This window comes from Gaetbulibacter sp. M240 (assembly GCF_043876815.1).
In the GTDB taxonomy this organism is placed as follows: domain Bacteria; phylum Bacteroidota; class Bacteroidia; order Flavobacteriales; family Flavobacteriaceae; genus Gaetbulibacter_A.
This window is the reverse complement of sequence record NZ_JBAWKA010000004.1, coordinates 342,278-365,219: the sequence shown is the minus strand read 5'-3', so window position 1 is coordinate 365,219 and position 22,942 is coordinate 342,278. Positions and strand designations below refer to the sequence as shown.

Annotated in this window: 21 protein-coding genes; 10 read left to right on the top strand and 11 right to left on the bottom strand. The window is 35.7% G+C overall.

Annotation, left to right across the window (positions count from 1 at the left end; translation table 11 throughout):
- Window positions 1–110: 110 nt before the first annotated feature.
- Window positions 111–1,184, top strand: a complete 1,074-nt coding sequence (locus tag V8G61_RS12875) for a DUF3667 domain-containing protein (protein WP_394876228.1) — start codon at window positions 111–113, stop codon at window positions 1,182–1,184.
- Here the strand turns inward: V8G61_RS12875 and uvrA are convergent, their stop codons facing one another.
- A complete protein-coding gene (gene uvrA / locus V8G61_RS12870; protein ID WP_394876226.1) occupies window positions 1,185–3,968 on the bottom strand; it encodes an excinuclease ABC subunit UvrA in 2,784 nt (927 codons plus the stop codon). It abuts the gene before it with no gap.
- Between the two features lie 239 nt (window positions 3,969–4,207).
- Here uvrA and V8G61_RS12865 point away from each other — a divergent pair, with 239 nt between their 5' ends.
- Window positions 4,208–4,792: an RNA polymerase sigma factor gene (locus V8G61_RS12865; protein ID WP_394876225.1), complete on the top strand. Its 585-nt coding sequence runs from the start codon at window positions 4,208–4,210 to the stop codon at window positions 4,790–4,792.
- A gap of 229 nt (window positions 4,793–5,021) precedes the next feature.
- On the opposite strand, the gene nth is transcribed toward V8G61_RS12865, so the two are convergent.
- Window positions 5,022–5,678 carry an endonuclease III domain-containing protein gene (gene nth / locus V8G61_RS12860; protein ID WP_394876222.1) on the bottom strand — a complete coding sequence of 219 codons (657 nt, stop codon included), beginning with the start codon at window positions 5,676–5,678 and terminating at the stop codon, window positions 5,022–5,024.
- A 34-nt stretch (window positions 5,679–5,712) separates the two neighbouring features.
- Between nth and bcp the strand changes: the two genes are divergently transcribed.
- The gene (gene bcp, locus V8G61_RS12855; protein WP_394876220.1) at window positions 5,713–6,168 is read left to right on the top strand and encodes a thioredoxin-dependent thiol peroxidase; all 456 of its coding nucleotides are present in this window, start codon (window positions 5,713–5,715) and stop codon (window positions 6,166–6,168) included.
- 76 nt (window positions 6,169–6,244) lie between these two features.
- On the opposite strand, the gene V8G61_RS12850 is transcribed toward bcp, so the two are convergent.
- Window positions 6,245–7,708 (bottom strand): TonB-dependent receptor, encoded by a 1,464-nt coding sequence (locus tag V8G61_RS12850; RefSeq protein ID WP_394876218.1) that lies wholly within the window; start codon window positions 7,706–7,708, stop codon window positions 6,245–6,247.
- 93 nt (window positions 7,709–7,801) lie between these two features.
- Between V8G61_RS12850 and V8G61_RS12845 the strand changes: the two genes are divergently transcribed.
- Both V8G61_RS12845 and V8G61_RS12840 read left to right on the top strand, forming a co-directional pair.
- The gene (locus tag V8G61_RS12845; RefSeq protein ID WP_394876217.1) at window positions 7,802–8,563 is read left to right on the top strand and encodes an MBL fold metallo-hydrolase; all 762 of its coding nucleotides are present in this window, start codon (window positions 7,802–7,804) and stop codon (window positions 8,561–8,563) included.
- A gap of 12 nt (window positions 8,564–8,575) precedes the next feature.
- Complete coding sequence (locus tag V8G61_RS12840; RefSeq protein ID WP_394876216.1) at window positions 8,576–9,073, top strand: hydrolase; 498 nt, start codon at window positions 8,576–8,578, stop codon at window positions 9,071–9,073.
- A 5-nt stretch (window positions 9,074–9,078) separates the two neighbouring features.
- On the opposite strand, the gene V8G61_RS12835 is transcribed toward V8G61_RS12840, so the two are convergent.
- Window positions 9,079–9,450, bottom strand: coding sequence for a DNA topoisomerase IV (locus V8G61_RS12835; protein ID WP_394876214.1), 372 nt, complete (start codon window positions 9,448–9,450; stop codon window positions 9,079–9,081).
- A gap of 34 nt (window positions 9,451–9,484) precedes the next feature.
- On the bottom strand, window positions 9,485–9,865 hold the full coding sequence (locus V8G61_RS12830; protein WP_394876213.1) for a helix-turn-helix transcriptional regulator: 381 nt from the start codon (window positions 9,863–9,865) through the stop codon (window positions 9,485–9,487).
- A gap of 268 nt (window positions 9,866–10,133) precedes the next feature.
- On the opposite strand from V8G61_RS12830, the gene V8G61_RS12825 reads away from it, so the two are divergent.
- The 5 genes from V8G61_RS12825 (at window position 10,134) to V8G61_RS12805 (ending at window position 16,176) form a co-directional block, all read left to right on the top strand.
- Window positions 10,134–11,279: a M14 metallopeptidase family protein gene (locus V8G61_RS12825; protein WP_394876211.1), complete on the top strand. Its 1,146-nt coding sequence runs from the start codon at window positions 10,134–10,136 to the stop codon at window positions 11,277–11,279.
- Between the two features lie 70 nt (window positions 11,280–11,349).
- Window positions 11,350–11,829, top strand: coding sequence for an Lrp/AsnC family transcriptional regulator (locus tag V8G61_RS12820; protein ID WP_394876209.1), 480 nt, complete (start codon window positions 11,350–11,352; stop codon window positions 11,827–11,829).
- Window positions 11,830–11,986: 157 nt separating this feature from the next.
- On the top strand, window positions 11,987–13,438 hold the full coding sequence (locus tag V8G61_RS12815; protein WP_394876208.1) for an MBOAT family O-acyltransferase: 1,452 nt from the start codon (window positions 11,987–11,989) through the stop codon (window positions 13,436–13,438).
- A gap of 5 nt (window positions 13,439–13,443) precedes the next feature.
- On the top strand, window positions 13,444–14,397 hold the full coding sequence (locus V8G61_RS12810; protein WP_394876207.1) for a hypothetical protein: 954 nt from the start codon (window positions 13,444–13,446) through the stop codon (window positions 14,395–14,397).
- 87 nt (window positions 14,398–14,484) lie between these two features.
- Window positions 14,485–16,176 carry a carbamoyltransferase gene (locus tag V8G61_RS12805; protein WP_394876206.1) on the top strand — a complete coding sequence of 564 codons (1,692 nt, stop codon included), beginning with the start codon at window positions 14,485–14,487 and terminating at the stop codon, window positions 16,174–16,176.
- Window positions 16,177–16,180: 4 nt separating this feature from the next.
- Here the strand turns inward: V8G61_RS12805 and V8G61_RS12800 are convergent, their stop codons facing one another.
- The 6 genes from V8G61_RS12800 to V8G61_RS12775 form a co-directional block, all read right to left on the bottom strand.
- Window positions 16,181–18,847: a GNAT family N-acetyltransferase gene (locus tag V8G61_RS12800; RefSeq protein ID WP_394876204.1), complete on the bottom strand. Its 2,667-nt coding sequence runs from the start codon at window positions 18,845–18,847 to the stop codon at window positions 16,181–16,183.
- 11 nt (window positions 18,848–18,858) lie between these two features.
- Entirely contained in the window at window positions 18,859–19,497 is a 639-nt protein-coding gene (locus V8G61_RS12795) for an acetyltransferase (RefSeq protein WP_394876202.1), read from the bottom strand.
- Window positions 19,494–20,183 (bottom strand): acetyltransferase, encoded by a 690-nt coding sequence (locus V8G61_RS12790; protein WP_394876200.1) that lies wholly within the window; start codon window positions 20,181–20,183, stop codon window positions 19,494–19,496. The genes V8G61_RS12795 and V8G61_RS12790 overlap by 4 nt, the downstream gene beginning before the upstream one ends.
- Before the next feature lie 17 nt (window positions 20,184–20,200).
- Window positions 20,201–20,830 (bottom strand): sugar transferase, encoded by a 630-nt coding sequence (locus V8G61_RS12785; RefSeq protein WP_394876197.1) that lies wholly within the window; start codon window positions 20,828–20,830, stop codon window positions 20,201–20,203.
- Between the two features lie 33 nt (window positions 20,831–20,863).
- Window positions 20,864–21,469, bottom strand: a complete 606-nt coding sequence (locus V8G61_RS12780) for a formyltransferase family protein (protein ID WP_394876194.1) — start codon at window positions 21,467–21,469, stop codon at window positions 20,864–20,866.
- Between the two features lie 65 nt (window positions 21,470–21,534).
- Entirely contained in the window at window positions 21,535–22,680 is a 1,146-nt protein-coding gene (locus V8G61_RS12775) for a glycosyltransferase family 4 protein (RefSeq protein ID WP_394876193.1), read from the bottom strand.
- Between the last annotated feature and the right edge of the window lie 262 nt (window positions 22,681–22,942).

Sequence of the window (22,942 nt, the reverse complement as noted above, 5' to 3'; positions counted from 1 at the left end):
AAGTTTGCGTGTTATAGCTTATATTATTGTATTTCAGAATGTTAAAAGCTTGAATATTTTTTTTATTTTTACTGCATAAATCAACTTACTTTTATTCCAAACATTTTTTAATGGCTGAAGAAAAACAGATCTGTAAAAATTGTGAGACCGAATTTAATGCAGATTTTAACTTCTGCCCAAATTGTGGGCAAAAAACAAAGGACGATCTCACCATAGGTGTATTATTTTACAATACCATTAGCAATTATTTTTCTTTTGATGCACGCTTTTTTAAAAGTATTTTTCCTTTGTTATTTAAGCCTGGCTATCTTGCCAAAACATTTGTGCAAGGCAAACGACTTCAATTTTTACATCCGGCTCAACTTTATTTATTTGTTTCTGTGATCTTCTTTTTTATTCTCTCAATTACTGTTGTAAATAAACAGGTTGAAACTTTAGATAAAACCTTGAAAGAAACAGTAAGTAAGCCTTTATTTTCTTCAGAAAAACAGATAAAGCAACTTGTAGATACGGTTCAAGTGGATAGTGTTTTTAAGGTTTTAGAGAAGAAGAACCCTGAATTTGCAAAACAGGCCAATCTAAAATCGATCGATGCACTAATTAAATCGGAAACAAAAAAAGATAACACGAATAGAGGTATTTCGTTCGGCTTTAATGAAAAGAAAATTGATTCATTAATTAACATAGGTGCACCGAACTCAGAGATATATAAAGCGATGGGCATGAGTGATGATGCCGGATGGTTTAGTCGAAAAATTCATGCGCAATTGCTAAAGTTTTACCAACAGCGAAACGGCGGACAAATGTTGAAAGCCGTTTATGATACCATTCCTATTTCATTATTTATTTTATTGCCCATATTCGCATTGCTTTTAAAGTTAGTTTTTTATCGAAGAGGACCATATGCCTACCATTTGGTATTTAGTTTTTACTTTTATTCTTTCTTATTTACTGTGTTTAGTTTGATCTTATTAGCTAATACTGTCGTTGGAATTCCAGCTTCTTTAGATTTCTTTTTATTGCTATCGACATTCGTTTACATGGTGATCGCTGTCAAGCGGTTTTACGAACAAGGGTGGATGCGGAGTATTTTTAAATCGGCACTTGTTACTGGAATTTATTTTTCATTTGTTATTCCAATCGCAGTGATCCTTTTGGTTCTTGTTGGCTTTTTGTCTTATTAACTATAATTTTTCTCGAAGATAAATACCAGTTAAGGACTCCGGGTTTTTAGCTATGGCTTCTGGTGTGCCGGTCGCTACTACATGGCCGCCCTCTTCACCACCATGAGGTCCCAGATCGATAATATGATCAGCACATTTAATGAGTTCCAGGTTATGTTCTACAACGATAACCGAATGTCCATTTTCAATTAGGGCATTGAAAGAGGTTAATAATTTTTTGATATCGTGGAAATGCAGACCGGTAGTAGGTTCATCAAAAATGAAAAGCACCCTTTCTTTATTGGAACCTTTACCTAAAAATGAGGCTAATTTAATACGTTGTGCTTCACCGCCTGATAGGGTAGAAGAACTCTGCCCAAGTGTTACATATCCTAAACCTACATCCTGAAGTGGCTGTAATTTGGAGACTATCTTTGATTCATTTTGACTTTCAAAAAATTGAATGGCATCATCAATGGTAAGGTTTAAAATAGCGTCAATATTTTTTCCGGAAAATTCAACTTCCAGAACTTCTTTTTTGAAACGCTTACCTTTACAAGTCTCGCATTCTAAATGCACATCGGCCATAAATTGCATTTCAATAGTTACTTCACCTTCACCTTTACAGGTTTCACAGCGTCCGCCATCAACATTAAATGAAAAGTGCTTAGCCTTGTAATTTCTGATCTTACTTAATTTTTGCCCCGCGTATAAAGCCCGAATATCATCGTAAGCCTTTATGTAAGTTACTGGGTTTGAGCGCGAGGAGCGACCAATCGGGTTTTGATCAACAAACTCGATCTTTTTGAATGGTCCATAATTTCCTTCAAGGGCCGTAAATTGTCCGGGCTTATCGCCGTAATCCGTTAATTCCTTTTGTAATGCCGGATATAAAATCTTTTTAACCAATGTACTTTTTCCGCTTCCGGAAACACCGGTAACTACAGTTAATACACCCAAAGGGAAGGTTGCATCAATATTTTTTAAATTGTTTTCTCGTGCGCCCTTAATGGTAACCTCATAGCGCGCTGTTCGTCGTTGACCAGGGACTTCTATTTTTAAATTTTCATTTAAATATTTCGCTGTTAATGATTCCGATTTTAAAATGGTTTCAAACGTGCCTTCTGCTACCACTTCACCACCAAAGGTACCCGCTTCAGGTCCGATATCTATAATCGTATCGGCTGCTTTCATTATATCCTCATCATGTTCTACAACAATAACGGTATTTCCTAAGTCTCGTAACGAAAGTAAAACCTTTATAAGGCGCTCGGTATCTCTTGGATGTAAGCCAATACTGGGTTCATCCAAAATATACATGGAACCAACCAAACTACTTCCCAAAGAGGTCGCTAGATTTATACGTTGGCTTTCGCCACCTGAAAGGGTATTTGATTTTCGATTCAAGGTTAAATAATCCAAGCCAACATCTGATAGAAAGGCCAGACGATTATTAATTTCTTTGAGGAGCCGGTTCGCAATTTGAGCATCATATTCATTAAGTTCTAATGCCGTAAAAAAGTGCACTAATTTTTTAATGGGACGATCAACCAAATCAGTAATGGTAACACCACCCACTTTAACATAATTAGCTTCTTCTCGTAAACGCTTACCATTACAAGTTTTACATTTTGTTTTACCACGATAGCGGGACAGCATAACACGATTTTGAATCTTATAAGCCTTGGCTTCAAGTTCAGCGAAAAAATCATTTAAACCTTCGAAATACTGGTTACCGGTCCAGATCAATTCTTTTTGTTCTTCCGTTAATTTGAAATAGGGTTTATGCACCGGGAAGTCAAATTTGTGCGCATTATTAACCAACTGATCACGATACCAGCTCATACTTTCGCCCCGCCATGGAAATATGGCATTTTCATAGACTGAAAGTCCTGTGTTAGGAACAACCAGATCTTCATCAATACCAATAATATCTCCATAACCTTCGCATTTCGGGCATGCGCCATAGGGATTATTAAAGCTGAATAAATGAACGTTAGGTTCTAAAAATTGAATACTATCTAATTCAAATTTATTGCTAAATGCTTTTTGTTTTTGATCATTTAAGGTTTCAACGAAACATTCCCCTTTACCTTCAAAGAAAGCGGTTTGAATAGCGTCTGCCAATCGATTAAAGAAATCTTCTTCATGTTTTACGATAATACGGTCTACAACCAATGCAATAGAATCTTTTTTACCTATAGATTCAATTTCATCAATCCGTTTTACGGTGTCATTCACTTTAACTCTAGCATATCCCTGTTGGTTTAATACCTTTAGTTTATCCTCAATACTTCGACCTTTCTCTAAATGAATAGGAGCTAAGAGGAGCATTTTTTCACGTTCAGGAAAGGTTTTTATATACTCTAGAACATCTTTTACCCGGTGCTTTTTAACTTCTTTTCCTGAAACAGGGGAGTAAGTTTTTCCAATGCGGGCAAAAAGTAGTTTTAGGTAGTCGTAGATCTCTGTTGTTGTACCCACAGTTGATCTGGGATTCGTTGAATTCACCTTTTGTTCTATTGCGATGGCAGGAGCGATCCCTTTAATATAATCAACCTTGGGTTTATTTAGGCGGCCTAAAAACTGACGCGCATAACTGGAAAGACTTTCAACATAGCGCCGCTGGCCTTCGGCATAAAGTGTATCAAAGGCTAAGCTCGATTTCCCCGAACCGGATAGACCCGTAATTACGACCAATTTATTCCTGGGAATAACAACATCGATGTTTTTTAGATTATGCAGTTTGGCCCCCTTGATGATAATGTTTTCTTTGGGGTTTACTTGGGAAATATCAGTAGTCATAGGCTTGTACACACGTAATTTTGCAAAGATACCACAAGTATTTCATCCAATAAAATGGGTGGAATTAAAATAAAATATTAAAAAACAAGATTTATTTTTGTTTTTTAGGAACGATTGTTGTTATATTTGAGGTAGTTAATCAATTTAAAATCAACACTTGCCTATAGCATAATATTACTTTTTTAAAAAAATGTATCCCCAAACACTGCGCACAAGCACAGTGTATTAAAGTAATAATTATGCAAAAAGAACTTATACCAGACGCTACTTTGGTTAAAGATTATATGAGTGGAAAGGAATCTGCTCTAGAGGTTTTAATCATTCGGCACAAACACAAAATTTACAGTTTTATTTATTCAAAAGTTTACGATTCTGATGTGGCTGAAGACATTTTTCAGGATACGTTCATTAAAGTTATTCGTACCTTAAAACGGGGCGCATACAATGAAGAAGGTAAATTTTTGCCCTGGGTGATGCGTATCGCCCATAATTTAGTGATCGATCATTTCAGAAAAAGTAACAGAATGCCAAAATTTGATAATGCTGGCGAATTCAATATTTTTTCTGTTTTAAGTGATTCAACTTTGAATGCTGAAAAAAGAATTATAAAATCGCAGGTTGAAGATGACGTAAGACGCCTAGTTGATGAATTACCTGAAGATCAGCGTGATGTGTTATTGATGCGAATCTATAAAGATATGAGCTTCAAGGAAATATCGGAACGCACTGGTGTAAGCATCAATACAGCTTTAGGAAGGATGCGTTATGCACTTATTAATCTGAGAAAAATAATAGAAAAACATAATATTGTTTTAACCAACTAACAATAAAGTAAGTTTTTTGCCGTTAATTATTAAGTTAACTTTTAAACTATTACAATGGCAAAACTTTACTCTGAAAAATCTATTAAAAAATTTAACCGGTTAGAACCTAAAGAGGAGACTGTGAAGTTTCTCCTAGAATACTCTAAAGCTTTAAGTGTTATAAGTTATAAGTCTCTGAAGTTTGAAACACTTCTGAATTAAGTATTAAAATGTCCTGATGAACTAAACATCAGGACTTTTTTTTGTGATATTCTTTGATCACGGATTGTCTTCCGATCGTTTTTGTAATGATATCTTTTTCAAGATTCCAACCTCTGGCTGGAGAGTATTCACGACCATACCAAATGATCTGAAGGTGCAAATCGTTCCAAAGTTCTTTCGGGAACAAGCGTTTGGCATCTTTTTCAGTTTGAACTACATTTTTTCCGTTGCTAAAAGTCCATCGGTACATTAAACGATGAATATGTGTATCTACCGGAAAAGCGGGAACACCAAATGCTTGCGACATCACCACGCTAGCGGTTTTATGGCCAACAGCAGGCAAAGCTTCCAACGCCGCAAAATCCTGAGGTACCTTACCATCATGCTTTTCAATTAAAATTTTAGACAATCCATAAATACCTTTGCTTTTCATCGGCGATAACCCCACAGGCTTGATGATTTCACGGATCTCTTCAACACTAAGTTTTATCATGTCGTAAGGATTATCAGCTTCTGCAAACAGAAGAGGTGTAATCTGATTGACCCGCACATCGGTACTTTGAGCAGAAAGCAGTACAGCGATCAGTAGGGTATAAGGGTCTTGATGTTCTAAGGGGATAGGGATTTCAGGATATAATTCATTTAAGGTTTTTATAACAAAATCTACCTTCTCTTTCTTAGTCATAAATTGTATTTTTGTAAAAATCAAAGTTAAGACTATGAATACTTTAAAACAAGGTGATGCTGTGCCTAATTTTACAGCAAAAGACGAACAAGGAAATTCGATATCATTGAGTGATTACAAAGGCCAAAAGCTCGTTGTATTCTTTTACCCAAAGGCCAATACACCGGGTTGTACTGTTGAAGCTTGTAACTTGCGCGATAACTATAAAGCATTACAAGACCAAGGCTATGCTTTACTAGGTGTGAGTGCGGACTCGGAGAAAAAACAGGCAAATTTCAAAGAAAAGTATGATTTTCCGTTTCCTTTGCTAGCTGATGAAGATAAAACTGTGATCAACACTTTTGGCGTTTGGGGACCAAAAAAGTTTATGGGCAAGGAATACGACGGTATTCACAGAATGACGTTTATTATTGATGAAAAAGGTGTGGTAGAACGTGTTATTGATAAGGTAAAAACGAAAGAACACGCTGCACAGATATTAGATTCATAAGAATAGAATTACCATATTAAAAAAGCGACTCTATTTGGAGTCGCTTTTTTATTTATCTATTGCGTTTTTTTGAAGCTCATTTGCGTCTTCTACTCAAGGTTAGTGGTTTTCGCGTGTAACCAAATAGCCTGTAATCTTTAATAAGTTCAGCGGTACCAGCCGGAACCATATCTTCCCAACCTGATTCACCTTCCGAGATCATTCTTAAGATTTCCCTTGAGAAAATATTCATGATGGTTTCATCGTATTCTTTAATATCGATTACTTTACCATTGTATTTAAAGAATTTGTATAACTCCTTCATTCGTGGATATACTTTCAGGTTTTCACTATTAATGAGTTCCCCGGTTTTAGGATCCAACATAGGGTATAGGTAAACTTTAAGATCTTTAAAGAACAATTTCCCAAAAGCTTCAAGAATACCACCACTGATATGACGATAGTATTTTTCATCGAAGATATCAACCAAATTACTCACGCCCATGACAAGCCCCATACGTGCTTTTGTGTACTTGGAGAAGTACTCAACAACCTTATAGTATTCCTGAAAGTTGGATATCATAACAGACTGTCCCAAAGCACATAACAAATCGGCTCTATCAATAAAATCTTGCTCGTCGATCTCGCCTTCAGCTCTTAAATTCGAGAGTGTAATTTCAAAAACAACAACAGTCTTTTTCTCATCAACTTTATTCTCTTTGATAAACATCTCATATGATTTCTCATACATGGCCATGTTCACCTTGGTTACCGGTCTGAAACTACCTCGTAGCGCTAAAACGTTTTTTTTGTAGAAAACACGTGCCGGCAATTCGTTTGTTCCATCCGGACCAAACATCACCGCATCCGTCATGCCATTCTTTACCAGCTGTAAACTCATCAGGCGGTTATCTACATTTTGGAATACCGGTCCGGAAAAGTTTATGGTGTCGATCTCTACCTGATCTTTATCTAAATGATCATACAAATAACGTAGTAGCTTTTTAGGCTCATTGTATTTGTAAAAGGAACCATAAATAAGGTTTGTTCCTAAGATACCTAGGGTTTCTTGTTGTAAACGCGCATCAGTTTCCTTAAAGCGAACATGCAAAATAATCTCGTTATATTCCGCATTAGCTTCAATTTGGTATTTGATCCCTACCCAACCATGTCCTTTGTATTGCTTAGCAAAATCAATCGTCGCAACAGTATTCGCATAGGTGAAAAATATTTTATTAGGATGCTCTTCACGCGTTAAACGACTTTCTATCAAATTCATCTCGTGAGAAAGCATTTTGCGTAAACGAGCCTCGGTAACATAACGGCCGTCTTCTTCAGCACCATAAATGGCATCACTAAAGTCCTTATCGTAGGCTGACATTGCTTTGGCTATAGTACCCGAAGCACCACCAGCCCTAAAAAAATGGCGACAAGTTTCTTGACCTGCGCCAATTTCAGCAAATGTTCCGTAAATATTTTCATTTAGGTTGATGCGTAAAGCCTTGGATTTCAACGATGGGACGTTATCGAATTCTTTATCGCCTTTAATGGTAATTTCCATATAATTTATAGGTATAAGGTAACATTACAAAGGTATTAAATAAGTATATCAAACAAAAAAATAACCTTATTTTTGTTCAAAACATATGCTATTTTGAAAATCACATTTTTAGGCACCGGAACTTCACAAGGAATTCCTATAATCGGAAGTAAGCATCCGGTGTGTTTAAGTACAAATCCGAAAGACAAACGGCTGCGCGTTTCCATTTTGGTGGAATGGGATGATTATACGTATGTGGTGGATTGTGGTCCTGACTTTAGATATCAGATGTTACGTGCCAATGTAGATCGTATTGATGGCATATTATTCACGCATGAGCACGCAGACCATGTAATGGGGTTTGACGACATTCGACCGTTTTATTTCCGGCAAGGTGATATCCCAATTTATGGGCATCCAAGGGTAATAACCTCGTTACAACACCGATTCGATTATGTTTTTGCTATTGAAAACAAATATCCCGGAGCACCGACAGTAACCGTAAATGAGGTTTCAAATGAACCTTTTTATTTGCATGATCTAAAAGTCATACCGATTAATGGAGATCATGGCGGCGTTCAGGTTTTCGGATTTCGATTTGGCGATTTTGTCTATTTAACCGATATGAAAACGGTGTCTGATGATGAGATCGAAAAAATAAAGAATGTCCCGGTTTTGGTTGTAAATGCCTTAAGAACTAAACCGCATCGTTCGCATTTTAATCTTTCTGAAGCTTTGGAATTCATCGAAAAGGTAAATCCAGGAAAAGCCTATTTAACCCATATTAGTCATTTGCTCGGATTTCACGACGACGTGGAAAACGAGTTGCCGGATCACGTCTCTCTGGCCTATGACACCTTAGAAATAATGCTATAAAAAATAAGTCTTATGAAACAGAAAATCTTTATCTATCTATTTGTATTTACGGCACTTTTAGTAGTCTATCAATTTATTAGTTCAAAGAACACCTTTAAGGATATGAATGCGACTATAGGAGATTACAAAGCTCTGAATAAAACCTATAAAGATTCCCTGGTTGCGATGGATCATAAGATTCAGGAATTATCCTATTTTAATTTGGAGCGCAATGAAGACGCTATGAGCTATTTTGAGCGTGATGGTTATAATGTTGATTCTTTAATTCCTGTCATAAAAGATCAATTACACGAGCTTAATTTCGAGAAAAAGAATCCATTAATCCCTTATGAATCTAGTGAAGGGCGTAAAATGCTCATTAATACGGTGAAAATATTAAATCATAAATGGATCATCGCTGATTTTTCAGATGGCGAATACTGGGGCGAATTATTTATCAATTATTTTATTAATGAAGATAAGACCATCGATTTCGAATTACAGGAGTCTTTTTTGTATCCTTTCGATTAACCCTATTAATCAGCCTTATAAGCAATGCCTTTTTGTTTGGTAGTTTCTCCGACGTAACTATATTCAAACGTATAGGAGGAATCCGTTGTGGTCAAGATCTTTAAATGGATATCCTTGCGTTCGGCCATATTCTTTGGGTTTATAGTTTTAAAAATAACCTCGCAATCGTTTATCCATCGCACTTCAGAAGAATCCTTGTGATCGTTATAAACTTCAACCTGAGTGGTATTTGTTCGCTGAAAATTAGAGGTAAAAACGGTACCATCTATAGTCACTTCACTGTAGAAGGATCCCGTTTTAAAATCTTTGCAATTCCGGGTGGTTTGATAACAACTGCTAAGCAAAGTTGCAAGACACAGGACCAAAACGTATTTCATGAATGTTTTTTTAACAAAAATACGAATAGGTTTATTAATTCTGAAAGTTTTCAAAACTTCCATCGGAATAAAAAATAACGATGCGTTCTATTGATTTTCCTTCAGCGTGCTTTTTTGGTAACGAATTAATTTTTTCTTCAATTTCATTGGATGCTGGTGTCTGATCTTTTTTTTCTACAGTTTCACCCTGGGAGGGAAAATTACCCTTGCCGTTCAATAACCAATATAATTCTACATCAGGGTAGGTAGAAAGGATCTTTAACACAAAGTCCAGACTAGGCTTATTTCTTCCGGAGAGGATATGCGAAATACTGGAACGTTGTACACCAATCGAATCCGCAAAAGAGGAGGCGCTTTCACTGTAATAATCGATGACTTTTTGAAGTCGTTTAGCAAAATCGTCAGTGTTTATCATTGTAAATTACTAAAGAGATTAATTCTTTACAAATGTAACAAAAAAAGATTTATAACCGTGTTAAAAATGGCTTATAATAGCATATTTAATAAATCAAATATTTAAGTAAAGTAGTTTAAAAAGTTGAAAACATGATATTTAAATACATAATATAAGTAATGATTATATAAAAGGGTTCAAGCACAACTAGTAGTTTACATTTGTAACTATTGTTTTGTTTACAATTGTAAAATTGTATTTGTTTAGTTTTGTAATCAAAATAAGAAAGATGCGCATCAGTGCTATTAAACAGCTTTACAAGACCCACAAAGAAAAAGTCCTATTTGGTCGTTACATAACCAATGAACACATACAGCCTTTATTAGAAAAAAACCAGATTGATACATCTGTGGAGATCATCGGGTATTCTGTTCTTAACAAACCCATTTATGGTTTAACCTTAGGGAAAGGATCAAAACGGCTCTTGTTCTGGTCTCAAATGCATGGTAACGAATCGACAACCACAAAGGCGCTTTTCGATCTATTAAATACCCTTTTAACGCCAAATAAGGACCTGAATCACATTTTGGAATCATGTACCTTATATATCATACCTATTTTAAATCCGGACGGCGCAACGCTTTATACACGTTTAAATGCCAATGAGGTAGATCTTAATCGTGATGCTCAGAACTTATCGCAACCGGAAAGTCGTGTACTAAGAGCGGCATTTACCCAATTTAAACCGGATTTCTGTTTTAATCTTCACGGACAACGTACTATTTTCAGTGCGGGAATAAGCAATAAGCCTGCAACGGTGTCTTTTTTGGCCCCGGCACAAGATGAAGCTTGTTCAGTCACTGAAAATAGAAAAAAAGCAATGGAGCTTATTTCTGTAATGAATACAGCCCTTCAGGAACAGATCCCGGATCAAATAGGCGTCTATGACGATGCTTTTAATATCAATTGTGTTGGTGACACCTTTCAATCTTACAATGTACCCACTGTACTCTTTGAGGCTGGCCATTATCCTAACGACTATCATCGTGAAGTGACGCGAGAACTCATTTATGCCGCATATCTAACGGCTCTCGATTATATATCGAAAACAGATATCAGTGGAGATCATCACCAACCGTATTTCAAAATACCTGAAAACGCGAAGTGTTTTTATGATATTATCATTAGAAACGCTTTGGTTAATTATAAGGTAACGGATGTTGCCGTGCAGTATGAAGAACGATTGGTTGATGATGACATTCATTTCGTTCCCATCATTGAGAAAATGGAATTATTATCCAATTATTATGGTCATAAGGAGATCGACGCTAGAGGCGGAGCGGTATTATCAGCTATTGGGACTACTTTGGAGTGCTCCAGCGAAAACGTTTTCGTAATGTTGAATAATGAAAAAATCTCACTTTTGACACAATAAAATGTATTAAATATGCATTATTATTAATAAAAATCTACTATTTTTGCCTTATATTTAAGAAGTTTCAATTATGGGGAAAATTAAATTAGACGAAATCGATCATCAGATTCTTGATATGTTGATCGACAATACAAGAATACCTTTTACAGATATTGCTAAGAAATTATTAATCTCTGCCGGTACAGTTCACGTTCGGGTTAAAAAAATGGAGGAGGCCGGAATCATTCGTGGATCTTCACTGACTCTGGACTATAAAAAATTAGGATATTCGTTCATTGCTTACGTTGGGGTTTATTTAAACAATACTTCGCAAACTAAATTTGTTTTAGAGCGTATAAATGAGATACCTTATGTGACCGTAGCCCATATTACGACAGGCAAATTCAATATTTTCTGTAAAATCAGAGCGCGCAGCACCGAGCATGCTAAAGAAGTTATCTTTTTATTAGATGATATTGAAGGCGTTTACAGAACTGAAACCATGATCTCTTTGGAAGAAAGCATTAACGACAAAAAACGATTGATGCATTCGATTTTCAATGATATGTAATCCTTTTTCATAATACAATTTTAGCTCTTCTTATACGAAGGGCTTTTTTTATGCCTGAATGCTTCTTTTTATAGTATTTATAGGTTATTCAAAGAATAGATTTGAACATTTTATATAAAAATTTGATATTTGGCTTCTTGAAAAATCAGCCTCAACTATGGTATTCAATTCTTTCTCCTTTTTTCTTTTTCTAGGGATCGTTTTTACGCTTTATTGGTTCGTTTTTAAGAAATCTCTAAAAGCACAGAATATCCTGATTTTAGTAGCCAGTTATTTTTTCTATGGCTGTTGGGATTGGCGTTTTTTATCTTTGATCCTTTTAAGCACAACGGTTGATTATTTTGTGGGATTTCAGATCCATAACACCGATAATAAAGTTTTAAGAAAACGTTGGCTTTGGGCGAGCGTACTATTTAATGTCGGACTCCTTGGATTTTTCAAGTATTATAATTTTTTCGTGGATTCCTGGGCAGATCTCTCTGCTTCATTAGGATATACCATTAAAAGCACTTGGACCTTAAGTGTTATTTTACCGGTAGGGATCTCCTTTTATACCTTTCAGACCATGTCGTATTCCTTCGACATCTATTATAAACGTCTGGAGCCCACAAAAGACTTTTTGTCGTTTGCAGCTTTCGTAAGTTTCTTTCCGCAACTTGTGGCCGGACCTATAGAGCGGGCATCCAATTTGTTGCCTCAAATTACAAATAAGCGCGTCTTTAAGCGAATCCAGATCATAGATGGCATGAAACTTATCTTATGGGGATTATTTAAAAAAATAGCTATTGCCGATGCTTTGGCGCCTATGGTTGATGACATTTTCTTAAACTATGTGTCCTATCCGGCATCAACACTTATTTTGGGAATTGTCTTTTTTAGTTTTCAGATCTATTGTGATTTTAGTGGCTATTCAGATATCGCTATTGGTACTGCTAAATTGTTTGGTGTTGAGCTCATGACTAATTTTAAATTTCCCTATTTTTCAAGGGGTATTGGAGAATTTTGGCGCCGCTGGCATATTTCATTGTCTACCTGGTTCAGGGATTACCTGTATATTCCTTTGGGAGGTTCAAGGGTTAATCTCATAAAAAGTGTGCGAAACGTTTTTATTATTTTTTTGGTTAGTGGTTTTTGGCACGGCGCTAACTGGACCTTTATATTTTGGGGGGCTTTTCATGCTTTGGCCTTTATACCGGTTTTTTTATTGGGTACGAATACCGCTTTTAAGAATACGGATATTGGGCAAAATTCTGTTTTACCCTCTATAAAGGAGTTAGGGCAAGTGTTATTTACCTTTTTATTTATAAGCTTTTCGTGGATATTCTTTAGGGCCGATTCCATTTCAGATGCATTTCAATATATCGGTCGTTTGTTCACAAACCTGTCCTTTGCAAACTATACACATCCCTTGGGCTATCGTTTGGTCGACTATTTTATTCTGTTAGGTATTTTTATTTTATATGAATATCGTATCAGAAAAATGCCTCGTTCTCCTTTTAATTTTAAAAATAGAGTTGTGCGTTTCGTTAGCTATGCAGTTGTCATTCTGGGTATTTTGTTATTTTATGATGACGGTATTGACCGGTCGTTTATTTATTTTCAATTCTGATGGATATGCTGAAAATTTTATTAAAATCGGGATTGTATGCAGTGCTCATCTTGCTGTGTTTAGAAGCTTTTATTCGGGTATTTCATTTAACGAAAGATTATCCCTCACGTTATGTAGATAAGTATGGGGTAGAGAAGTGGGTGCCCAATCAGAATGGGTATTCGGTTACGGGGATCCGTCGACAAAATTTTTCAGAATATCACATCAATAACTTCGGGTATAATTCGTACCGAGAGTTCAAACCAACCTACAATACTCAAGAGATTGCATTAGTAGGCGATTCTTTTATTGAAGGCTTTCACCAAAATTATTCTAATTCGATCGGTAAAAAAATTGAAAACCAACTTGATAACGTTCAAGTTTTTGAATTTGGTTATGCCGGATATGATCTGGCCGATCAGTTGCACCTTATAGACGTCTATAAGGATATATTTGATAAAATAGACCGCGTATATGTTGGATTGTCCTTCGAGGATGATCTTACAAGAAGAGAATATTCTGTTCTAGAAGAACGTATGAAACTGGAATCGCCGCTTTACAAGACCTTGAGAAAAAGTAAACTCATTGTCTATTTGAGCGATATAGGAACTTTAAGCGCTGTGACTTCTCTGATGAGTGAACTGTTGTCTTTACAAAAGCGCCTGATTCCCGAAAACTCACAAAAAAAAGCAATTAATAATATTGATTTAATTGAAAAACGATTGAGTAATTTTAAATCCTTGGTGTCCTTATACGGATTTGATAAGAAGCGATTTGTCTTGTTCCTAGATGTAGAAAGAACCCCTGAAGAATTCATAATGTATTTACAAACCCACAATTTTCAATATTTAGATTTTGGGTCTGCTTTGGAACGATCTGAAGAGCCCACAACATTAATTTATGATATGCATTGGAATGATCATGGCAGAAATATTATTGCGGACCTCATTGTGACGGAATATGAAACACATTTGGAGTAAATAAACTAAGATCCCTTTGAAGAACAATATTGATGTAATAGTCTAATTAAGTTAATTAATAAGCTGATATTTAACAAAAATATAAATATGGTAATACTAGGATTAAATTATTATTTTCATGACTCCTCGGCCTGTGTGGTTAAGGATGGCCAACTTATTGCTGCCATCGAAGAAGAGCGGTTGAATAGAGATAAACATACTAGAAGGTTTCCGATGCTTGCGATCGATAGATGCCTGAAGATAGCCGGTTTAGATTATAATGATATTGATCACATAGCCGTTTCAATAAAACCCACCCACAACTTGGGTAGAAAAGTAATACACGGTCTAAACAATTTCAAAACTATTAATCATTTTATAAATCATGAACTGGTGCGTGGATACAACAATCAGAAAAGTTTTTGGACCTGGTTTGGTTATCACTGGGATTCTAAAAAAGAAGGACCGGAGGTTCATTTTATCCCCCATCATTTTAGCCATGCGCCTGGAAGTTTTTTTGTATCTCCTTACAAGGAAGCTGCCCTTTTAGGTATAGATGGTTCCGGGGAATGGGCCACAACATGGTTGGGTCATGGTAAGGATAATGAAGTCAAGTGTTTGAAACAAACTTTTTTTCCGCATTCTTTGGGTTCATTTTATGAGGCTGTAACGCAGTTTTGTGGATTTCGTACCAATTACGATGAGGGGAAGACCATGGGACTTGCCCCCATGGGAGATCCAAATATTTTTTTAGAGAAAGTTGATAAAATAATTACAGTGAATAGTGAAGGGCGGTTAAGCTTTGATATGAGCTACTTTAATTATCAAAATATGAGTTGGAAGCGATGTTCCGATAAATTCTTTAAAGTTTTTGGTGAACCTCGAGAGAAAGGAGCGCCTTTCCAAAAGCATCACATGGATGTAGCAGCCGCTTTCCAACGGGTTTTAGAAAATAAAGTTTTGGAAATTTGTGAGATACTTCATAGTAAAACAAATGCAGAGTATTTAGTGGTTTCCGGAGGCGTGGCTTTAAATAGTGTGATGAATGGTCGGATTGTTCGCGATAGTCCATTTAAAGATGTGTATGTCATGCCTGCAGCAGGAGATAATGGTACGGCTATTGGAGCAGCCTATTATTTGTATAACGGACTCCTAAAGCAACCCCGGAATTTTGTGCATTTAAATCCTTATGTTGGAACGACCTATAGGAACGATGACATCGAGATAGTTCTAAAAAGGGCCAAATTAAAGTACAAAAAACAGGATGATATCTGTGATGCATCAGCACAACTTTTAGAAGAAGGTAACATTATTGGCTGGTTTCAGGGCGCTATGGAAATTGGTCCCCGAGCTTTAGGAAGTCGCAGTATTTTAGCGAATCCGGCCTTTCCTCATATGAAAGATAAGATCAATGCGGAAGTAAAGTTTAGAGAGGCGTACAGACCATTTGCACCTTCCGCTATTGTAGAGGCCAAAGATGATTTTTTTGATCTGGAGGTTGAAGCCCCCTTCATGTTAAAGGTTTGTAATGTTCTAAAAGAAAAGCAATCTGTGATCCCTGCCGTAACTCATGTCGACGGTAGTGCACGTCTTCAAACGGTAACCAAGGATTCCCATCCCAAATATTACGATTTAATTAAAAAATTAGGGGAACGTACGGGAGTACCCGTGGTGCTAAACACGAGCTTTAATATTCAAGGTGAACCTGTGGTAGAATCCCCTCAGGATGCCATTCGTTGTTTTTTCTCAACGGGATTGGATTATTTGGCTTTAGGCGATTTTTTAATTTCAAAGGAATAGTGAATTAGCGATTATTAAACCGGTAAAGAGGAAAATAATAATTCCTCATATCATCTTTATGGATATCAGAATAAGTGCCCACTTCATTTTCGCATAAGACTTCATATACTTTTTGATCTACAATTTTTCTGCCGGTATAATAAATAACCTCATCATCTTTTGGGAAAAAGGATTTTTTGCTTTTATATAAGCTATCTCCATCTTTAAGGCCTCCACCAAGAACATAGCTTGTTAACTTATTTTTTATAGCCCATTTAATAACTTCTACTCTTAAAAAGTCATTTGGTCGGTATTTATAATAATTAGAATCTGTACCTCCCAAGTAAGCATAAATAGTGTTGTTGTTATTAATAATTAATTCTGTAGAAATAGGGATATTATCTTTATAAACAAGCGCAATATTCAAATTATTTTTATTGTTTAAGATCAGGTTGTTAAAATATTCAAGGGAAAAGAAATAGATCGATTTCGCCTTATTTCTAATCATGGTGTTTATGTAGATCTCATAAAATTGTTTGATACAGTTTTCATCAAGTGTTTCTTCATTAAACAATTTAAAATCTAAATTGTATGAAACAGCTTTTCTATAGTTATTTCTTACCTTAGGTAGAAATGTGTCCCATTGTAATTCAAAATCACTTTGTAAGCGTCCTTTTACATTACTTAAAGTATTAATTAATAACCCACTATACCCGGTATAATTTTGGTTTAGGCTGAAGCGAATAAATTCGGATACTACATGATTTGTTTTGTACCATTGATCTACAGACTTCCAAAACACCTTCATATCTCTTTCACTTATATCCTCATCCATCAAAGGTCCGCCATAACCATAGGGGGTAATGGCATCATAATATTTAGTGGGCTTGCCGTTACTCATAACTTGTCGTAAATATATAGGCATTAACACTTTAGTACGACCGTGTATTTTAAGGGAAAAATAGTAAAGGATATTCGTTAGGTTTTCATAATACTTAAGGTTATCCACACAATAATAAATATTATTGTCCCATTTTGTCCTTAAAATTTTGGAATATATTTCAATTTTTGGTGAGGTGTCTAAAGTATGAGCTTCAAATTCATAATTTGATAACTCAATCTTTGGCGTCTCTACAAGATCCTCAAATAAGATCCCGGATAAAACTTTTGACAGGCCGATGATCCTTCCACAATGTTCCACATGCCAAACGGCTCTATTCTCAATAACATTCCCTGCGAGCATAGGTCCCATAATATGAAATCCCGGGCTTGATTCTAATTTTTCATTCACGTAAAATCCAATATTAGAGGGGTTTGGAGTACAAAATCTTTTAGAAATTAAATTTTTATGCAATTCGGGAATATCCTCTTGAGTTAGATTTTTACTTCCTACGCAATTAATGATCAGATGGAAGGGCATTTTGGAAACCCTTTCCTTCTCTGTTTCAGTATCTTTATACACTAATTTATAGTCTTTGGAAGTATCAGGTTTCAAATCTAAAAAACGTCCTGCAATGTGTTCAAATCGATCTTGCGACCTAAGTTCTGAAACGACATTTGAATAGTGTAAACCGGCACAGCGTTGGCGTCGACCTATATCGTTGCCATACTTACAAGCAAAAATCTCTAGCTCTTTTTGATTTAATTCTTCCAACAAAAGACCAAAATGCTTTGAAATGATCTCTACTGTTGAGGCGGGGCCTAATTGGATCTCCTCCGCGACATCCAAATCCTTGTAGGTGGCCTCAGCAATTAATTCTGCAGTAAGATTTTTTTTCGATTTTAGTGCCTTTAAGTGTTTTGGGACAAACAATTTTTGACGTTCTTCATCAACCAGAGCATCAGGTAAGCGACCATGTGTCGATAAGAATGTAAAACTCGTATTTTTAAATGCTCCTTCTTTTTTAATGTCATTGAGTTTATAAAGCATTTCTAAAGCACTGGCATTAGCCCCGACAATTAAAACATTGGTATAGTTATCTTTAGATCTGTTTTTTATAAAACTCTTAGCTTTTTTGAGACTTGATCTTAAATTGGGACTGTACGGATTGTTTAAGACCATTAAATTATCATCTTCAACAATAGATTTGTTCTTCCATAAATAATTAACAGGTAAAGAGCCCACAGAAAGCACCGCTTTTCGAGTGGTAATAGTATCACCGCATTTTAATTTAATATGGTAATACACTTCTGAGACTTTATCCACATCAACCACCTCTCCTTGAATGAATTCAACGTTCACCAGGTTTTTTTGTGACAATGCTTCTATTTTATTTTTCACGCGCTCATCAATGTAGCAACCAAAAAAACGTCTGGGAATAAACAAATCTTTCCAATCATTTTGAGTAATGGCGTCCTCATTATCAATTAACCATTTTTCAGATAAGAGGCCACCTTCATTTCTTAATTCTTCTAGAAGCCATGATTTATTTTTGTTCAACCAATCGATAAAAAGGGTGAGCTCGGGTTCAATTAAAAAATTTCGAAGTGAAGTAATTAATAAGGTCGAAAAACCAGACCGCTTACCATATGGTATTCCGGTATTAAATTCTGTATGCCTCTCAATAACAGTTACCGTTATTTTGTCCCTCATTTGAGATTCACTTTCCAGTAAATCTAAAAAATTCAGAATACTAAAGGAGGTAGAAATACCTGAACCAATAAATGTTATGTCAGAGCTAAATTTTTTCAAGGTTCCTGATATCAATTATTTATTTTAATTATTTTTCCCGGATTACCAACTACAGTGGCATAATCCGGTACATCTTTGAGGACAATGGTACCGGCGCCGATCGTGCACCACTTTCCAATTTTTACTTTTGGAATAACGACCGCACCCACGCCTACATGAGACCCTTCACCAACCTCCACATGACCACATAGTGCTACCTTTGGCGAGATGTGTGCAAAATCACCAATAATATTATCATGATCGACACTAGCGCCTGTATTGATAATCACATGTTTTCCGACCCGAGTATTGGTTTGAATAATACATCCTGCAAAAACTACAGTTCCTTCTTCAATAACTGCATTTTCAGCTATTATAGCTGATGGGTGAATGGCCGTTTCAAAATCGCTTTGTAAAAAATCTGCAATTTCTTTACGTTCTGCATTTATGCCTACTGCGATGATAACGGGGTCGCCGTGGTGCGGAAATTTTTCAATGTTTTTTCGTGCTCCACCGGAAACATGTTTCGAAGCATAATGAACTTGCTCGGGCTTATCATCAAAAGTATCAGTGATCTCATAGCCGTTCATTCGCATGACATCCTTTATAACATGGGAATGGCCTCCTGCACCATAAACACGTACCTTTTTAATTGATTGTTCTGTTTTCATTTTAAATTGTATTTGTAAATGCCCCCTAAATAGGGTTCATTTTCTTCCCTTGTTCGAATGATTCTAGCAGGTACTCCGTAGGCAATTTTATGATCCCCAATAGGTTTATTTACTAAAGCTCCGGCGCCAATAACTGTATGTGCACCAATTTCAATGGTTTCAATAATATTAGCCCCTAAACATATGGCGGAACAATAACCAATTTTTGTGCTACCACCAAGGGTTACACCCGGTGCTAAACTTGAAAAATCAGCTAGAAGACTCTCATGACCTACCGAACTATTTGTATTGATAATACATAATTTACCAATATGGGCATCACTGTTAATAATAACTCCCGCAAGTGTTACAGTACCTTCTTCAATGGTGACATTCTTCCCTATAATAGTATTTGGGTGGATGGCTGATAAAAAATTAAAATGAGGTAGTCTAAACGTAATTTTATCATATAAATATTTTCTGCTAAAATTATCGCCAATAGCGATAATACCACCATATAGATCATATTTTTTAATTAAATCCGGCAGATCATTTTCTGAACCCAAAACCTGATAACCGAAAAGGGTATGGGTATCATCCTTATAGGAATCGACAAGACCAACAATATTGTAAGTCCCCTTGTGCTCAATAATGTCAATGACCACTTTGGCGTGTCCTGATGCTCCAATGATTACAATGTTTTTCATAACTTATTTTTTTTAAGTTAGGAGATAATATTAAGTTTTTTTCTAACATCACTTAATTTTTTCTCAATACCGGTATTATCTGAAGCTACGTCTTTTGAAGCGATAACTTTAAAAACGGTTTTAATTAATATTTGAAAATCTAATTTAAAAGATAAATGCTCAACGTAATAAGCGTCTAACTTTAATTTAGTGTCCCAATCGATATGATTTCTCCCATTTACCTGAGCATAACCGGTAATACCGGGATGTACATGGTGTCGCTTTTGTTCCTTTATCGAATAGAAGGGTAAATATTCTGGTAATAGAGGACGTGGACCAATAATCGACATATCACCCTTTAGAACATTAAACAGCTGGGGCAATTCGTCAATTGAGGATTTACGGATCATTTTTCCTAAAGGAAATAAACGGTAGGTGTCTAGTAACAATTGACCGTTTTGATCGGTCTTATCCGTCATCGTTTTAAACTTGATGATCCTAAAAGGTTTTTCGTTCTTTCCAATCCGATCCTGAAAAAAAAACACCTGACCATGATTCATTATGAATAACAAAACCGATACCATAATAATTACAGGTGACAGCACAATGACTGCGAATAATGCGATCGTTAGATCCATCAGTTTTTTAAAATGTTTATAGCGTATCATATGAGGTTTGTTTCAATACTTCGTTTAAGTCATTTAATGTCCAAAATGTCGATTTTCTATAACTTTTATGGTTTTTAAAATAATTTTTTCGCCATGTCTAGAAAATCTGGGGTAAAGGGTCTCAAAAGTGTCATGAGCTTTTACCTTTATAGCTTTCTGACATAATATTTCCCCTTCATCTACTTGATCATCTATAATATGGGTGGTTATCCCGGTTACCTTAACCCCGTATTCCAAAGCTTCCTGTATTGCTGTTCTTGTTCTTAAAAAACTAGGAAATAAAGAGGGGTGTATATTGATAATTCTATTTCTAAACGCATTTAAAATTTTTTGACGGATTATATATTCATAACTCAACAAAAGGATATAATCAACATTAAAGTACTTTAATTTAGAAAGCAAATAATCATAATACGAGTTAGTATCGGTAAAATCACCTTTTTTAATCTTAATGGCTTCTATTCCTTTTTCAATTGCCATATCTTTGGCGACACAAGGTTCAGATTCATAGATCAAACAGGCTATTTCTGAATCTTTTACTTTGCCTTCTGAAACATTTTTAATGGTATCGCAAGCGTTTCTTCCTAAGCCTGTTGTTAGTATGGCCCAGCGTAATTTCTTATCTTTTTTTAAGGTCATAAACTATAATTAATGTTTTAAATATTTAAATATCGATAATGAATTCTTTTTTGTTAATCCATTGTCTATAACTGTTGATATTCCTGTAATAGGGCATCCCAAACGACTTGGCGCTCGTAACGAGAGGTTATCATGTCTCGGCACAAAGCAGATTCAAATTTTAATTCGCCCTTTAATAACTGTGCCATTTTATGATAAATGGCCTCGCTATCCTTAGTCGGGATTATTGTGCCGTTTTCACCTTCAACAATGATCTCATTACATCCATTGATGTCGGTAACGATAGATGGTAAGCCCATGGCACCAGCTTGCATCACCACATTAGGAAAACCTTCCCGGTAACTTGGAAAAATTAAAATATCAGCTATAGAAAAATAAGGCCGCACATCTGTAACCCAACCCGTATTCAAAATATTTGGATTATTTTTCATGATGTTTAAAGTCTCTTCTTTAAGAGGGTCTAATTCAGTTTCAAAATCACCAACCAATAATAACTTTGCATTTATATTTTCTTTACTGATCTTGTCAAAAGCAACTATAAGCTCATTAATGCCTTTGTCCGCTACTAAACGACCCACAAAAACAAATATAGTGTCTGATCCTGAAAAACGGAATACATCTTTTAGCCTTTGTTTTTCTTCATCGCTAACCTTTTCCGGACTAAAGTGTGCAGTATTAATGCCATTGGAACTGCCATTGGCGATAACCTTTAATTTATCCTTAGAGGTAAATTTATGTTTTAAGATGATTTCAGTTAAGCCATGTGCATTCGGGTATATTTTTGTCGCACAAGCATAGGTGATTTTCTCAACGGTATTTAAAAGGATCCGTTTCAAACCTGTCGCTTCTACTAAAGGTAATCCTGCGATGGTATGCAGGCGATGAGGCACACCGGCTAATTTGGCAGCTAACATCCCTAAAGTTCCCGCTTTAGGCGTATGGGAATGCACAATAAATGGCTTTTCCTTTTTGAATAAGGTATAGAGTTGCTTTAGAGCAATCAGATCTTGGATTGGCGTAATTTTACGCGTCATGTGAATAGGGTAGGTGGGCACACCTTCTTTTTGTTGGATCGCCTCAAGATCATCATTGCTCCCAGGAGAAGACACTGCTAAAACCTGAAAGTATTTTGACATAAATTGCAGCTGCCCCTCAAGTAAACCACTTAAGGAAAGGGGTACTGTCGTTATACGAATCAATTTGGGCTTCATAATTTATAAGGTAGGTTATTACTAGCATTCAAATATAGAAAAGTAATTAATTCGCTCCGCATTTATTCCGTTTAATGCAAACAAATAAGATGAACCGTCAAAATGACTGTTTAGGCTTGTTAAATTACCGTTAATGTTGCTAGAAGTTATTAACATGACATACTATTAATCGGAGATTCCTGTTATTTTAGCGATGTTTAATATGAAATAATCCAAAATAGAACTCTATTCGTATATGTAGGCAGTTAATTTTTCTATGATA